The following is a 13,835-nucleotide window of genomic DNA, read 5'->3' on the forward strand; positions in this document are numbered from 1 at the left end:
CCGAAAACTTAGACGAGAACGTGCTCTCGGCTCCTCTGGGGCACCTCGTGCCTGCGCGTGAAGAGCCACAACCGGTGGACAAGGAAGATCTCGTTGGCGAGCAGCAGAACGCTGGCCACCACCGAGATCGGGATCAGCGCCGCCGCCCCGATGAGCGGCGCGATCACGAACACCGCGGCGTGGAACTCGATGCCGCTGATGAGATGCGAGCGGACCCGGCGACGGGCCAGGAACCTGTTGAGCCGCCGCAGGAAGGACGGCATCCGCCGGACCGGCCGGCCCTGCCGCGGCGCCGGCACCAGACCGTCCAGCTCCGCCTCGGCCCGCCCCTCCTTGATGACCTCGCGGACCCGCTTCATCTGCGGCGCGTTGACGTACCTGAACAGGTCCAGCACGGCCAGCGCCGCGCCGAGCACGATGTAGCCGGCGTCCCCCGTCAGCGTGTACTGCCCGTAGGCGAGACCCGCCGCGCACAGCACCACCCTGACCCGGTCGCCGACGTAGTCCAGCCAGAGGCCGAAGGGCGTCCCCGTGCCCTTGAGCCTGGCCACCTTGCCGTCGACGCAGTCGATCATGAAGCTCAGGTAGAACAGCACCGCCCCGGCCGCCAGCCGGTCCGTCGCCAGGAACACGGCCGAGACCAGGCCGAGGAGCAGCGAGAAAACCGTGAGCTCGTTCGGCGTGATCCGGGTGCGGTTGGCGACCACGAGCGCGACCCGGCAGGCGACCGGATCCACGAAGTACACGGTCCACCAGGAGTCTCTCCGCTTGCGTGTCTCGTGGACGTCATCGAGCGAATAGGTCCTCATGGACTACAGCATGGCCACGAGTCGCGTTTGAACTATTACTCTCTGGAACTACTGGGGGATGTCCATGCCTCTTCTTGACCATCCCGCCACCGAAAGCCGCCAAGTCCGCTTGTTCTCGGCATCCCGGAACACCGCCTTCAGCACGAGCCCCCGCGTCTCGGTGCGCGCGTTCAGCCGCCAGGTCGGGCCGCCGCCTTCGAGCCGCCGGGGATCGACCGTGGTCACGAAGCCGTGGCTGCCCGCCCGCTTCACCTCCAGCGGCACCTTGCGCTTGCCGGAGGAGAGCCACAGGTTCAGCCGGTCCGGCCCCCGTTTGACCCGGTGGATCGCCACCTGCCCGCGCAGCACGAACTCCGTGCCGGTCCACTCGCACTTCTCGACGGTGGCCAGCAGCTTGAGCTCCGCCTGCGCGTCGTACACCTCGCGCGGGATCGCGAGCCTGCGGTTGCGGAAGTACGGGTAGTCGCCGTACCACTTCGTCTCCCGCCACCCGCGCGGCACGATGCGGGTGCCGTCGGTGGCGGCTCGGCGGAAGTTGCGCACCCGGCGCAGCTCCTTGATCAGGCCGCGCCGTACCAGGTGCAGTTCGAGCCGCCGCAGGGACGGCGCGGCGGCGAGCGCGCCGGGGGTCAGCTCGGACAGCCACTGCCTGGCCAGGTCGAGCACCGGCCCGGCGTCCACGCCGCCCTCCAGCGCCTGGAACAGGAACAGGATGTCCTTCTCCAGCACCAGGCTGTCGAAGGCGTCCGTCAGCTCGGGCGCCGTGTCGTCGAGGAAGGCGCGCACGGACCGGATGGCGGCCAGGCGTTCGGCCAGATTGGCCAGCTCGGTGCGCCGCTGGGTGATCGACACCTCGCCGACGTCGCGCCTGCGCCAGTGGTAGACCACGTCGTCCAGCACGTCCACGCTCGTGGCCAGGACATGGGCGCGCATGGCCACCGGCACGTCCTCGTAGATCCCGGCGGGAAACGTCAGCCCGCGCCGGCGCCAGAAGTCCGCCCGGTAGACCTTGTTCCACACCGTGCGGTCCCTGACCAGCGAGCGCCTGTCCATGATGTGCGTGCAGAGCACCCGCCGCCTGAACACCTTCTCGTGCAGCGTCGACGGCCCCGGCTCGCCGTCCTCGATCCGCAGCACCGCGCCGCACGCGAGGTCCGAGCCGGTCTCCCGCAGCGAGGAGACGAGCAGCTCGTACGCCGAGGGCGGCACGACGTCGTCGGCGTCGGCGAAGGCGAGGAAGGGGGCGCGGGCGTGCCGCACGCCCAGGTTGCGGGCCGGTCCGGGACCCTGGTGCGGCTGGTCCAGCAGGGCGAAGCGGGAGTCGCGGGCGGCGAAGTCCTCGGCCAGCCGCCGGCCGCCGTCGGCCGAGCCGTCGTCGACCATGATGACCTCGAAGTCCTCCATCGTCTGGGCGGCCAGCGACTTCAGGCATTCGGCCAGGTACGGCTCCACGTTGTAGATGGGGACGACGATGCTGAGCAGGGGGATCATGCCGCACGCTCCTTCGTTCACCGGATCGGATGAGGGCAGGATGCCTCGACGGTCCCCCGGGGGTCCGATTCTTTACGCTACGTTGTGCATGGGATCGAACGCGGTACGTAAGGAGGGGCGGTGCTCAGAGGCGTCGAAGAGCACGAACTCCCCGCGATGCGGCGCTGGCGCAACCACCCGCGGGTGCGGGCGTCGAGCTTCACCACCCACACCATCACCAAGGCCGAGCACGCCCGCTGGTGGGCCACGGTCAAGAACGACCCGGCCAGACGGGTGCTCATCTACGAGCACCGGGGGGCCGCCGCCGGCGTGGTGTCCTTCTCCGGCCTGACCCCCGGCGGGCAGAGCGCCGACTGGGCCTTCTACCTCGACGTGGCCGGGCTGGAGCACTCGGGCGAGCTGCTGGCCGCCTGGATCGGGTTGGAGCGGGCGGCCATCGAGCACGCCTTCGGGCCGCTCGGCCTGACCACGCTGCGCGGCGAGGTGCTCGCCTGCAACGAGCCGGTGCGGCGGCTGCACCGCCGGTTCGGGTTCGCCGAGGTCGCCGGTTACCGGCTGGAGCTGGCCGGGCTGCGCCGTGAGGTCGTCGCCGTCGAGCTGACCAGGGAGAAGGACCCATGATCGAGATCGCGGGCCGGGCCATCGGGCCCGGCGAGCCGCCGTTCGTCATCGCCGAGATGTCCGGCAACCACAACGGCAGCCTGGAGCGCGCGCTGTCGATCGTCGACGCGGTGGCCGGGAGCGGCGCGCACGCGATCAAGCTGCAGACCTACCGCCCCGACACGATCACCGTCGACGCGGACGGCCCCGCCTTCCGGATCGGCCAGGGGCACGACCTGTGGGGCGGCGAGCGCCTCTACCAGCTCTTCGAACGCGCCCACACGCCCTGGGACTGGCACCAGCCGATCTTCGCCAGGGCCCGCGAGCACGGGCTCGTCCCCTTCTCCTCGCCCTTCGATCCCACGGCCGTCGAGCTGCTGGAGAAGCTCGACGCCCCCGCCTACAAGATCGCCTCCTCGGAGATCGTCGACCTCCCGCTGATCAGACTGGCCGCCGCGACCGGCAAGCCGCTGATCATTTCCACCGGGATGGCCTCCATCGGCGAGATCCACGCGGCCGTGGCCGCCGCCAGGTCCGCCGGCTGCGACCAGCTCGCCGTCCTGTCGTGCACCGCCTCCTACCCCGCCTCCCCCGCCGAGAGCAACCTGCGCTCCCTCCCGCTGCTGGCCGCCCTCACCGGCGCGGTCACCGGCCTGTCCGACCACACCCTCGGACTCGGCGTCCCGCTCGCGGCCGTCGCCTTGGGCGCCTGCCTGATCGAGAAGCACGTCACGCTGTCCCGGGACGCCGGCGGGGTGGACGCGGCCTTCTCCCTGGAGCCGCACGAGCTCGCGGCGCTGGTCGTGGAGAGCGAACGCGCCTGGCAGTCGCTGGGCGCCCCCGTTCTCGGCCCACGCCCCGGCGAGCGCGAGGGGCTGCGCTTTCGCAGGTCCCTGTACGTGGTGCGGGACGTGCTGGCCGGTGAGCCGGTGACGGAGCTGAACGTACGCTCCATCCGCCCCGCCGGCGGCCTGCCCCCCGATGCCATGACCACCGTGACGGGCCGCCCCTTCACCCGCGACGCCCCCCTCGGCACCCCTCTCACCTGGGACCTCCTCTGACCCTCTCCGGTCAACCGAGGATTCCGAGGAGAGCGTCGGCGACGCGTTCGCGGCCCCGGCCGTCGATCAGGTTCCTGCCGCGCCTGCCGTACTCCTCGCGCAGCGTCGGTGCGGCGAGCAGGCGGGCCAGCGTGGCAACCGCGGCCGGGCCGGGCTCTCGGCCCAGGCCGGCCGCCAGGCCGCCGTGCACCAGTGCCTCGTAGCCGGCCGACTGGTTGTCGGCCACCCAGGTCAGCGCGGTGGGGACACCCAGGTGAAGCAGCTCCCAGCTCGCCGATCCGGCGGCGGTGAGCACCAGGTCCGCCTCGGCCATCAACTCGGGCAACCTGTCGGTCGGCGGGATCACCCGCACCCGGCCCGCCGCCTGGAAGGGGACCGGACTGATCACCGTGGCCTCGTACGGCAGGCCCGTCCGGCGCAGCGCCGCCGCCCAGGCGGGTGCGACGCCGGCGCTGTCGGTGCCGCCGAAGAAGCAGAGCACCCGTGGCACGCGCCGCGCCCACGGCGACCGTCGGCAGCGCCGCACGCTGTCCCGCAGCAGCACGTACGACACCCCCGCCAGCCGCCTCCCCCTACCTGACCTCGACACCCCGGGCGGTTCCCCCTCGGACTCCAGCACCCCGCAAGGCCGTGGCGTCCGGTGCTCCGGCCCAGGCTGTGCGGGGAAGGGCCGGTGCTCGGCGCCGAGGTTCTGGTCGAGGTAGAGATCGGCCTCCTGCCCGAGGGGGTCCCCATCGATGATCGCCAGCACCGCCGGCCCCCGCCCGCCGACGGCCGCTCCCGTGTCCGGGGCGAGCGTGTAGGAGTCGAGCGCCACCGCGTCCAGACGCAGCTCGCCCACCAGCGCGGCCAGCGGCTCAGGCTCCTGAGGGGCCGCCACCAGCGGCAGCCCCCGGGCGCGTAACTGCTCGGCGGCCCACGGCGAGCCGGACACCTCACCCAGGAAGACCACCTCGGCCCCGCGCGCGCACAACTCCTCGGCGAGCGCGACACACCGCACCAGGTGGCCGACGCCGATCGCGGCCCCCGCGTCGCACCGAACCCCGACCCGCCGCCCGCGCCCGCTCCCGGTCACGCGTCCTGCAGGTGCTTCTGGGCGATGTGCGCGTTGAGGCGGCACACCTCCGGCCTGGCCCGCAGCCAGTCCACCAGGGTCCGCATCGGGACGCACCCGTCGCCCAGCTCCCCCACCACGCGCGAGATGAGCTGCCAGTCCTCCTGGGTGTCGAGGGTCACCCGCAGGTCGGCGGCCCCCGGCGGATAGGCCAGCCCGAGCAGGCGCGCGTCCCCGGGGTGCGAGTAGACGTAGGAGGTCACGTGGGTGCGATGGTAGGCGTCGGCCTCCTGGTCGGCACGGCGCAGGGCGGCCAGGCCGACGATCTCCACGTCGAGCCCGCGCGGCAGCGTCCCCGCCAGGCCGGTGCTCAGGTAGTCGAGCCCCGGCAGCGCCCGGTAGACCTGCGCCGCCTCCCGGATGATCGCGGGGTCGAGCAGCGGGCAGTCGGCGGTGAACCGCATGACGGCGTCCCCGGTGAGCCCGGCCATCACCTGCACGAACCTGGTGAGGACGTCGTCCACCGGCCCCCGATGGCAGGGCACGCCCAGGGCCAGGCACTCGGCCGCGACCGCGTCGTCCGCCGCCCGCGTCGTGGTGGCCACCACCAGCTCGTCGACCGCCTGCGACTCGCGTACGGCACGGACCACCCACCCCAGCACCGAGCGGCCGCCGAGGTCGCGCAGGACCTTGCCCGGCAAGCGCGTGGATCCCATCCGAGCCTGAATGATCCCGACAATACGCACCAGTGCCCCATTTCCCCGTGTGACTGTGCGTTATGCATTGATTGCGTTATGCTACCGGCCAGGCTTCTGGCATGTAGCCGTCAGTTCGGGGGACCCCTTGAGCATTCTCAGTGGATCGTCAGTGTTGGTCACCGGAGGCACGGGGTCCTTCGGCAGGGCGTTCATCCGCCACGCGCTCGACTCGCTCGGCGTGCGCAGGCTGGTGGTGTTCTCCCGCGACGAGCTCAAGCAGTACGAGCTCCGTCAGCTCCTCGGCCAGGACGAGCGATTGCGCTACTTCATCGGCGACATCCGCGACAGGGAGCGGCTGACCCGGGCCATGCACGGCGTCGAATATGTCGTGCACGCCGCCGCGCTCAAGCAGGTCGACACGGCCGAGTACAACCCGTTCGAATATGTCAGGACCAACATCGCCGGCTCGCAGAACGTGGTGGAGGCCGCCATCGACTGCGGCGTGCGCAAGGTCGTGGCGCTCTCCACCGACAAGGCCTCCAGCCCGATCAACCTCTACGGCGCGACGAAGCTGGTCGCCGACAAGCTGTTCGTGTCGGCCAACCACTACGCCGCCAGCCACGAGACCCGCTTCTCCGTGGTGCGCTACGGCAACGTGGTGGGCAGCCGCGGCTCGGTGGTCCCGTTCTTCCAGCGCCTGGCCGCGCAGGGCGGCGTCCTGCCGATCACCGACAAGCGGATGACCCGCTTCTGGATCACCCTCGACCAGGCCGTCCGGTTCGTGGTCGACTCCTTCGAGCTGATGCAGGGCGGCGAGCTCTACGTGCCGCGCATCCCGAGCATGCGCATCCTCGACCTGGCCGACGCGCTGGCGCCGGGCTGCCCGATCGACGAGATCGGCATCAGGCCGGGCGAGAAGCTGCACGAGGAGATGATCAGCCCCGACGACGGCCGCCGGACGCTGCTCCTGTCCGACCGCTACGTGGTGCAGCCGACGATCGCGGACTGGGGCTACGTGCCACCGGCCGGCGGCGAGACGCTGGCCGAGGGGTTCGCCTACCGCTCCGACGCCAATGACCTGTGGCTGTCGGTCGACGACCTGCGCGCCATGGTCCCGGCCGGCGCCTGATGCTCCCCTACGGGCGGCAGTCCATCGCCGAGGACGACGTCCGGGCGGTGACCGAGGTGCTGCGCGGCGACTGGCTGACCACCGGCCCCGCGGTCGACCTGTTCGAGGCGGAGCTGGCCCGGTGGACGGGCGGCGTGCCGTGCGTGGCGGTCACCTCGGGCACGGCGGCCCTGCACGTGGCCTATGTGGCGGCCGGGGTCGGGCCGGGCGATGAGGTGATCACCTCGCCGCTGACGTTCGTCGCCACGGCCGCCACCGCCGCGCTGCGCGGCGCCCGAGTGGTCTTCGCCGACGTCCAGCCCGACACCGGCAACCTCGACCCGGACGCCGCCGCCGCCCTGGTGACCGGCCGGACCCGGGCGATCACCGCCGTGGACTACGCGGGCCATCCCGCCGACTACGACGAGCTGCGGGCGGTCACCGACCGCTGCGGCGCGGTGCTGATCGGCGACGCCGCGCACTCCATCGGCTCGGCCTACAAGGACCGGCCGGTGGGCGCGCTCGCCGACCTCACCACGTTCTCCTTCTTCCCGACCAAGACCGTGACCACGGCCGAAGGCGGCGCGGTCGCGGCGGTGGACCCCGGCAGGTTCGCCACGGCGGCCCGCTTCAGAAACCACGGCCTGGTCAGGGACCCGGCCGAGCAGCGCGACCCCGAGCACGGCGGCTGGCACCAGGAGGTGCACGACTTCGGCCTGAACTACCGGCTGCCCGACGTGCTCTGCGCCCTGGGCGCCAGTCAGCTGCGGCGGCTGGGCCGCTTCCGTGCCCGGCGTGCCGAGCTGGTCGCCCGCTACAACGCGCTGCTCGCCGGGCTGCCGGGCCTCACCCTGCCCGCCCAGCGGACCTACACCGCGCCGAGCTGGCACCTCTACCCGCTGCGGATCGGCGACGGCCGCAGGCGTGAGGTCTACGAGCGCATGCGGGCGGCGGGCATCGGCGTGCAGGTCAACTATCTGCCGGCCTACTGGCATCCGGTGTTCGAGGATCTCGGCTACCGGCGCGGCCTGTGCCCGGCGGCCGAGGCCTACTACGCCGAGCAGCTCTCACTGCCGCTCTACCCCGACCTCACCGACGCCGAGCAGGGCTGGGTCGTCGAATGCCTGGCCGCCATCCTGACCTGACTCAGCGCTCCTGGTCGCAGGCTTGGCCGCCATCCTGACCTGACTCAGCGCTCCTGGTCGCAGGCTTGGCCGGCATCCTGACCTGACTCAGCGCTCCAGCAGCAGCAGGCAGCCGTCGTCGCTCCTGTCGACGAGGAAGCTGCGGCCCTCGACCCGCACGGGTGGCCGGTCCTGGGTGCGGACCAGGGTCCGGATCGCCCGTCCCTGGTCGATGACGACCTCCCACCACGACTCCTCGCCGACGGACTCGTCGATGCCGGCGAGCGGCACCCGGGCGTGGAACTCGCGCCCCGCCAGCGTCGCCGGGAAGTACATCTCCTCGCCGTCGCTCCTGCGCACCAGCCTGATCACCGGCTCGCCGTCGCCCGGATCCGTCAACTCGCCGGAGAAGACCAGGTCATCGCCGTCCACCTGGCACTGCCGTACCAGTGCTCCGGCCCGGCGCAGCCGCAGTCCCCACGCGCCCTTGACGGCGAGCGCGGGGACCAGCCACACCCCCGCGCGGCGGCGCGGCGGCGGGGTCACCGGCGGCAGCCGGCGATCGCCGCGCACCTTGCCCTCCACCCGCAGCCCCGGCCTCCTGAGCCCGACCCACAGATCCCAGTGGCCGAGCCGGGCGAGCTGCGCGGACGTCATCGCCGCCGGGTCGAAGGCGAACCGGAACGGGTACGCGTGCTCCGGCGCGCACCCCCCGTCGGGCAGCTCGGCGCTTCCCCACGCCGGGGACGCGCTCTCCTCCGACAGCGGCACCCGCTCGCCCGTCCTGCGCTCCTCCAGCCACACGCTCACCCGCACCCGGCCCAGCGCGCTCACGTCGAACCGGCCGACACTCACCCGGCCGACACCGTTCAGCACGCCGCCGCGCCACTCCAGCTCCACCAGCCTGCCCGTCGGACTCAGCTCCTCCGACACCTCCGACAGGGATCCCGGCAGGGCCGGATGCCGGCCGTACCAGCGCTTGCGCAGCAGCCCCGCGGGGCTGAGCGGGGGGTGCAGGAGGCCGTCGCGCGCCTGTGCGAAGACGTGCGCCACCTCCTCCAGGCGGCGCTGGTGCAGCAGGCGCACCAGCACGCGGAGGGCGAACGGCAGGCTCGTCAGCGCATCCGGCCGGACACCGTCGAGATAGCGGACGACCAGGTCCACCAGATCGTCGCCGGCGGTGGCGCCGAGGCCGGCGATGGCCTCGACCGCGACCGCCATGTCGATCTCCAGCGTGTCCCGGTCGAACTCCGGCCGCAGCCCGCGCGCCCGCGCGTCCAGCAACGCGGCCGTCTCCAGCACCGACAGCAGGCGGTCACGCAGATTGTCCGGCTCCAGGCGGCGCTGGGTGATCGAGGCGCCCGGCTCGTCACGCTGGCGCCAGTGGTAGACGACCTTGTGCAGCACGTCCACCGCGCCCGCGCCCACGTGGGCGGCGATGGCGACCGGCTGGTCCTCGTACATCCGGTCGGGGAAGCTCAGCCCGAGCGCGTCCCAGAAGGACCGCCGGTAGACCTTGTTCCACAGCATGCGGTCGCGGATCAGCAGCGGGTGGCGGGTGATGTGGGTGCGGGTGGCCGGCTCGGCGAACGCCTCCTTGTGCGCCCACGACGGGATGAGCAGGTTGCGGTGCAGGCGCATGACGTTCCCGCAGGCCAGGTCGGAGCCGGTCGATTCGAGCGAGGCCACCAGGCGCTGGAACGCCGCCCGTGGCACCAGGTCGTCGCCGTCGACGAAGGCCAGGTAGCGGCCGCTCGCCTGCCGTACGCCCGCGTTGCGGGCCCGCCCGACGCCGAGATTGGCCTGCCGGATGAGGCGGATGCGCCCGTCCGCCGCCGCCCTGGCGGCCGCGACGGCGGCGCCGTCGTCACGGCTGCCGTCGTCCACGCAGATCACCTCGAAGTCCCGGAACCGCTGCGCCGTCAGCGAGTCCAGGCAGGGGCCGAGGTACTTACCGACGTTGTGAAAGGGCACGATCACGGAGAGGACCGGCACGTGAGCTCCTTTTCTTCAGCCGGACAGCAGGCGCATGACCCTGCGGGCCACCTGCCGTGGCCGGGACAGACGTCGTGACAGGCGGTAGCCGAGCGTCCTGCGGTAGGCCGAGGCCTTGCGCTGGGTCCTGCGCAGCTTGGCGCGCGCCCTGACCAGCTCCCGCTCCCGGTAGGTGAGCTTGATCTCCAACCGGCCGATCCTGGCCAGGGCCATGGTGAGCTGGTCGGTCAGGCGGTCGCGGGTTCTGAGGAGGTCGCGGTAGGCGGGGACCGCCTGCTCCCCGGGCCCGCCGAGCTCGGCGTCCAGCTTGCGGGCCAGATCCAGCTCATCCTGGTCGTACGAGCGTCCGGCCATCCCGCAGAGCGTCAGCGTGAGCTGGTCGGCCTGCAGCGGCCACGGCCACGGGTGGTGATGCCCGGCGGCCAGCAGGCGGACCGCGAAGCGCCACAGAATACGGCAGAGCACCACATCCGGTGCGGGTGACGACTGTGGAGCGGGCCCGGCGCCGATGGCGGCGAACCGCTCGCCGTCCCACACCAGACTGTCGGTCGCGGCCGCCGCGTCCCCGCCCTCCTCCACCCACCCGGCCAGCGCGCCGAGCAACTTCCGCACGGCCCGCACGTCCTCACGGGCACACGCCTCGACGAGAATCTCCTCCACGACCCTCCCCGCCGGAATCGGCCGCACCTCCCCCGAAGGCAACCGCCGCACCCCGACCTGCCCTGTTCCGGCAGAGCCTCGGTGTACGGCCCGCGCCTGGGGGATCTCGTGGGCCACCTGCGCAGGCACCCCGTGTACGGCGCTCTCGTGAGCGGCCTGTGCGGGAACCTCGTGAACGGCCGTCTCGTGAGCGGCCTGCGCGGAAGTCACCTCATGTACGGCCTGGCCCTCTTCTATCAGGCCGAGCGGTAGGTTCATCGGCTCTGACGACGCCGGGGGCCTGGTGGCCACGGCGAGCCAGAGGGGGGCGAGCTCCTCGCCGAGCCGGTGCCTGAACACCAGGCGGGTCAACCGCAGCGGGTCGGCGACCAGCATGCGGTCCTCGGCGCGGGCGCTCAGCGCGAACGCCAGCGCCTCCGGCAGGTCATGGGCCAGCGCCTCACGTGACAGCAGCGCGCGCGGCGCCCGGCTGTCCGGGTAGGCCGAATAGCATCGCCCCACCTCAAGCCCGGCCGACTCCAGAGCGGCGTCGAGGGCGGCCGGCCCGTCGGGGTAGGTCGGGTCGAAACCGTGCGGCTCCCACTGGTCGTCACCGCCGTCCCGGTCGGGAGGCCGTGCCTCGACGAACCTGTCCACGCCCAGGTCGTTGCGGACCCCGAGGACCAGCCGCCCGCCCGGCGCGACGAGCGCGGCCAGCGCGGCCAGCGACTCCCGCCAGGCCGCCGCCGGCGCCTCCGCCGAGTGCGTGCGCCCCAGCCCGTCCAAGGCCAGCACCAGGTCGTACGGCTCATCGCCGGTGAACGCCTCCAGCCTGCCACAGTGCACGGCGAGGCCGGGGTGGCGTTCGCCGAGCGCGCAGGCGTCGGGGTAGGAGCGCAGCAACACCGCCGCGGCCGAGGCACGGGCGACCACCTCGTCGACGAGCGCCTGCGGATGCGGCCCGACCAACAGCACCCGCCCCGACCGCGGACCCGGCCCCGAACCTGGCTCCGACCCTGACCTCAGGCTTGCTTCCGGGCCTGGGGCTGGGCCTGGCCCTGACCTCAAGCCTGAGTCCGGGTCTGGGTCCAGGTGCGGGTCCAGGTGCGGGTCTGGGTCCGAGTGGGGGTCTGGGGGTGGGAGGAGTCTGGTGATCAGTTCCAGGGCCACGCCGTGCCAGCCGGTGAAGCCCGACGCGTTGGACAGGTCGGACCACAGCAGCATCTCGCCGCCGATCAAGCGGACGTTCTCGGATGCCTCGGTCATGCGCATCGCACCCGCTCCCAGCCGAACATTCGCCGTAGCTCCTCAGGTGTCGCCTGATAGTCGAATCCCAGCTCCCGCCGCGCGGTCTGACCGGCCAGCTCGGGGTCGACGCGGACGCCGTGCAGCTCGGGCCACAGGCGCAGGCGGCGCGCCGTACCGCCGTATTCGGGCCGTTCGTCCTCCAGCTGCATCGGGTCTCCGTAGACGGCCACCTCGCAGCCCACCGAGGCGCCGTAGAACACGGCGCTGCCGAGCCTGTTGGAGGCCACCCGGCGATGGCGTCTGAGCTGCGTGAGCTGCTTGCGCAGGAAGTCACGCCCGGCGCCGTCCCAGCGCGACCCCCGCTCGCCGTGGCTGATGACGCGGAACCCCTGCGACTCGTACGCCTGCCGAATGTCGGGATTCGCGAACTCCAGCCAATATAGGCATATTGTCACGCGACCGGACTCCACGTCCTTTATTTCGGCGGCGAGGCGCGCGTGGTCGCCGCGGACGGAGTGTTTCTCCCAGCCATGAAAGGGATACCAGATCGTGCCCTCCCGTTTGGCCTTGGCCCCGAGATCGGGCTCCAGGTCAAGCAGATAGATCCACGGTGCGCCGATGAGATAGTGGCCACGACGACCCATCGACCACCCTCTCCTGAGAAGCACCTCTGACCAGACAAAACGGGGATATCCTGGACTACACCAGTGATCATTCGGCGGAAACCCATGCAGATAGTTCCAGCCATGCTGAAGGAATCCATGGATTCGCTTAGGCGTTTCGTCCACCAATCCGCAGTATCGCGCGAATATGCGGGAGTGACCGTACCAGTGGTTGGATTCGTCCATTGTTTCCCCTTTAGCGGTTGGCGCGCCCCATCCGACGTTCCCAGCCCTTCAGGGACGCCACCCGCCGTTATACGGTTCCATTACTCGCGACGGGGGCTTGGTTTCAGTTGACCCAGGATCACAGCTACACTACGTCTCGTCTTGACGACAGAGAGTGAGTGCACATGAGCCATCTCGACCGCCTGCGTGCCGTCTTCCGCAGCTCGCTTAACCTTCCGTCCGACGCCGAGGTCGACGGCCTCGAATACCGTGCCATCCCCCAGTGGGACTCCCTCGCCCACATGTCGCTCATCGCCGCGATGGAGGACGAGTTCTCCGTCATGATCGACACCGACGAGATGATCGACATGAGCTCATTCGCCAAGGCAGCGCGGCTGTTGGAGAGACATGGCATCGGCGCAGCGGCCCTGTGACCCCCGGATCGTCCTGGTCACCGGCTCGACGACGGGCATCGGCCGCGCCGTCGCCATGAGGCTCGCCATCACCGGGCGCACCGTCATCGCGCACGGCCGCGACCTCGACCGCACGACCAAGGCCGCGGCCGAGATGGCCGCGCTCACCGGCGGCCACGTCGAGGCCGCGCACGGCGACGTCTCCGACCCCGCGGCGGTCTCCGCGATGGCCCGCGAGATCCACCAGCGTCACGGCCGGCTCGACGGCCTGGTGGTCAACGCCGGCATCCACGCGGCCGGTCTGCTCGGCATGACGCGCGGCGACACGGTCCGCGACCTGTTCGAGGTCAACGCGATGGGAGCCACGCACACCCTGCAGGCCACGGTCCGGCTGCTGCGCAGGGGCACCAGCCCGTCCGCCGTCCTGGTCTCCTCGATCGCCGGCCGGCAGGGCGCCCCCGGCCAGGCCGTCTACTCCGCCACCAAGGCCGCGATCCTGGGCCTGGCCAAGGCCGCCGCCAAGGAGCTCGGCCCGGCCGGCATCCGGGTCAACGCCGTGGCGCCCGGCTACATCCAGACCGGCATGCTGGCCACCCTCGACGACGACGCGCGCGCCGCCACCGTCGCCGCCACCCCGCTCGGCCGTCTCGGCACCGCCGATGACGTGGCCGCCGTCACCGCCTTCCTGCTCTCCAGCGACGCCTGTTTCATCACCGGTCAGGTGATCGGGGTGGACGGCGGGCTGGTGCTGTGACCGATGGACGACCC

At 71.8% G+C, this 13,835-nt stretch carries 13 protein-coding genes; 6 read left to right on the forward strand and 7 right to left on the reverse strand.

The features are described from left to right. Nucleotides 1–8: 8 nt before the first annotated feature. Nucleotides 9–809: a CDP-alcohol phosphatidyltransferase family protein gene (locus IEY87_RS24700; RefSeq protein WP_225277647.1), complete on the reverse strand. Its 801-nt coding sequence runs from the start codon at nt 807–809 to the stop codon at nt 9–11. Nucleotides 810–857: 48 nt separating this feature from the next. Then, nucleotides 858–2,300: a glycosyltransferase family 2 protein gene (locus tag IEY87_RS24705; RefSeq protein ID WP_189141156.1), complete on the reverse strand. Its 1,443-nt coding sequence runs from the start codon at nt 2,298–2,300 to the stop codon at nt 858–860. A gap of 120 nt (nt 2,301–2,420) precedes the next feature. Here IEY87_RS24705 and IEY87_RS24710 point away from each other — a divergent pair, with 120 nt between their 5' ends. Then, nucleotides 2,421–2,921 carry a GNAT family N-acetyltransferase gene (locus tag IEY87_RS24710; protein ID WP_189141157.1) on the forward strand — a complete coding sequence of 167 codons (501 nt, stop codon included), beginning with the start codon at nt 2,421–2,423 and terminating at the stop codon, nt 2,919–2,921. Next, a complete protein-coding gene (gene pseI, locus IEY87_RS24715) occupies nt 2,918–3,961 on the forward strand; it encodes a pseudaminic acid synthase (protein ID WP_189141158.1) in 1,044 nt (347 codons plus the stop codon). Before IEY87_RS24710 ends, pseI begins: the two co-directional genes overlap by 4 nt. Before the next feature lie 10 nt (nt 3,962–3,971). Here the strand turns inward: pseI and IEY87_RS24720 are convergent, their stop codons facing one another. Further along, nucleotides 3,972–5,036, reverse strand: coding sequence for a PseG/SpsG family protein (locus IEY87_RS24720; protein WP_189141159.1), 1,065 nt, complete (start codon nt 5,034–5,036; stop codon nt 3,972–3,974). Further along, on the reverse strand, nt 5,033–5,761 hold the full coding sequence (locus tag IEY87_RS24725) for a cytidylyltransferase domain-containing protein (RefSeq protein WP_225277648.1): 729 nt from the start codon (nt 5,759–5,761) through the stop codon (nt 5,033–5,035). Before IEY87_RS24725 ends, IEY87_RS24720 begins: the two co-directional genes overlap by 4 nt. Before the next feature lie 97 nt (nt 5,762–5,858). On the opposite strand from IEY87_RS24725, the gene pseB reads away from it, so the two are divergent. Continuing rightward, a complete protein-coding gene (pseB, locus tag IEY87_RS24730; protein WP_189141160.1) occupies nt 5,859–6,842 on the forward strand; it encodes a UDP-N-acetylglucosamine 4,6-dehydratase (inverting) in 984 nt (327 codons plus the stop codon). Further along, entirely contained in the window at nt 6,842–7,966 is a 1,125-nt protein-coding gene (locus IEY87_RS24735; RefSeq protein ID WP_189141161.1) for a DegT/DnrJ/EryC1/StrS family aminotransferase, read from the forward strand. Before pseB ends, IEY87_RS24735 begins: the two co-directional genes overlap by 1 nt. Before the next feature lie 87 nt (nt 7,967–8,053). On the opposite strand, the gene IEY87_RS24740 is transcribed toward IEY87_RS24735, so the two are convergent. The 3 genes from IEY87_RS24740 to IEY87_RS24750 all read right to left on the reverse strand — a co-directional run bounded on the left by IEY87_RS24740 (nt 8,054) and on the right by IEY87_RS24750 (nt 12,471). After that, a complete protein-coding gene (locus IEY87_RS24740) occupies nt 8,054–9,940 on the reverse strand; it encodes a glycosyltransferase family 2 protein (protein ID WP_189141162.1) in 1,887 nt (628 codons plus the stop codon). 15 nt (nt 9,941–9,955) lie between these two features. Continuing rightward, entirely contained in the window at nt 9,956–11,554 is a 1,599-nt protein-coding gene (locus IEY87_RS24745; protein ID WP_189141163.1) for a hypothetical protein, read from the reverse strand. Between the two features lie 287 nt (nt 11,555–11,841). Continuing rightward, nucleotides 11,842–12,471, reverse strand: coding sequence for a hypothetical protein (locus IEY87_RS24750; protein ID WP_225277650.1), 630 nt, complete (start codon nt 12,469–12,471; stop codon nt 11,842–11,844). 368 nt (nt 12,472–12,839) lie between these two features. Here IEY87_RS24750 and IEY87_RS24755 point away from each other — a divergent pair, with 368 nt between their 5' ends. Next, nucleotides 12,840–13,088, forward strand: coding sequence for an acyl carrier protein (locus IEY87_RS24755; protein WP_189141165.1), 249 nt, complete (start codon nt 12,840–12,842; stop codon nt 13,086–13,088). Continuing rightward, nucleotides 13,063–13,821, forward strand: coding sequence for an SDR family NAD(P)-dependent oxidoreductase (locus IEY87_RS24760; protein WP_189141166.1), 759 nt, complete (start codon nt 13,063–13,065; stop codon nt 13,819–13,821). Before IEY87_RS24755 ends, IEY87_RS24760 begins: the two co-directional genes overlap by 26 nt. Nucleotides 13,822–13,835 lie beyond the last annotated feature (14 nt).

Origin of the sequence: Nonomuraea glycinis (genome assembly GCF_014646515.1) — a bacterium.
Taxonomy (GTDB): Bacteria; Actinomycetota; Actinomycetes; order Streptosporangiales; family Streptosporangiaceae; genus Nonomuraea; species Nonomuraea glycinis.

What these genes read in the sequence shown, in the direction of transcription:
- IEY87_RS24760 (WP_189141166.1), top strand. Translation starts at nt 13,063, where the DNA reads ATGGCATCGGCGCAGCGGCCCTGTGACCCCCGGATCGTCCTGGTCACC.
- IEY87_RS24700 (WP_225277647.1), bottom strand. Translation starts at nt 809, where the DNA reads ATGAGGACCTATTCGCTCGATGACGTCCACGAGACACGCAAGCGGAGA.
- IEY87_RS24705 (WP_189141156.1), bottom strand. Translation starts at nt 2,300, where the DNA reads ATGATCCCCCTGCTCAGCATCGTCGTCCCCATCTACAACGTGGAGCCG.
- IEY87_RS24755 (WP_189141165.1), top strand. Translation starts at nt 12,840, where the DNA reads ATGAGCCATCTCGACCGCCTGCGTGCCGTCTTCCGCAGCTCGCTTAAC.
- IEY87_RS24750 (WP_225277650.1), bottom strand. Translation starts at nt 12,471, where the DNA reads ATGGGTCGTCGTGGCCACTATCTCATCGGCGCACCGTGGATCTATCTG.
- IEY87_RS24735 (WP_189141161.1), top strand. Translation starts at nt 6,842, where the DNA reads ATGCTCCCCTACGGGCGGCAGTCCATCGCCGAGGACGACGTCCGGGCG.
- pseI (WP_189141158.1), top strand. Translation starts at nt 2,918, where the DNA reads ATGATCGAGATCGCGGGCCGGGCCATCGGGCCCGGCGAGCCGCCGTTC.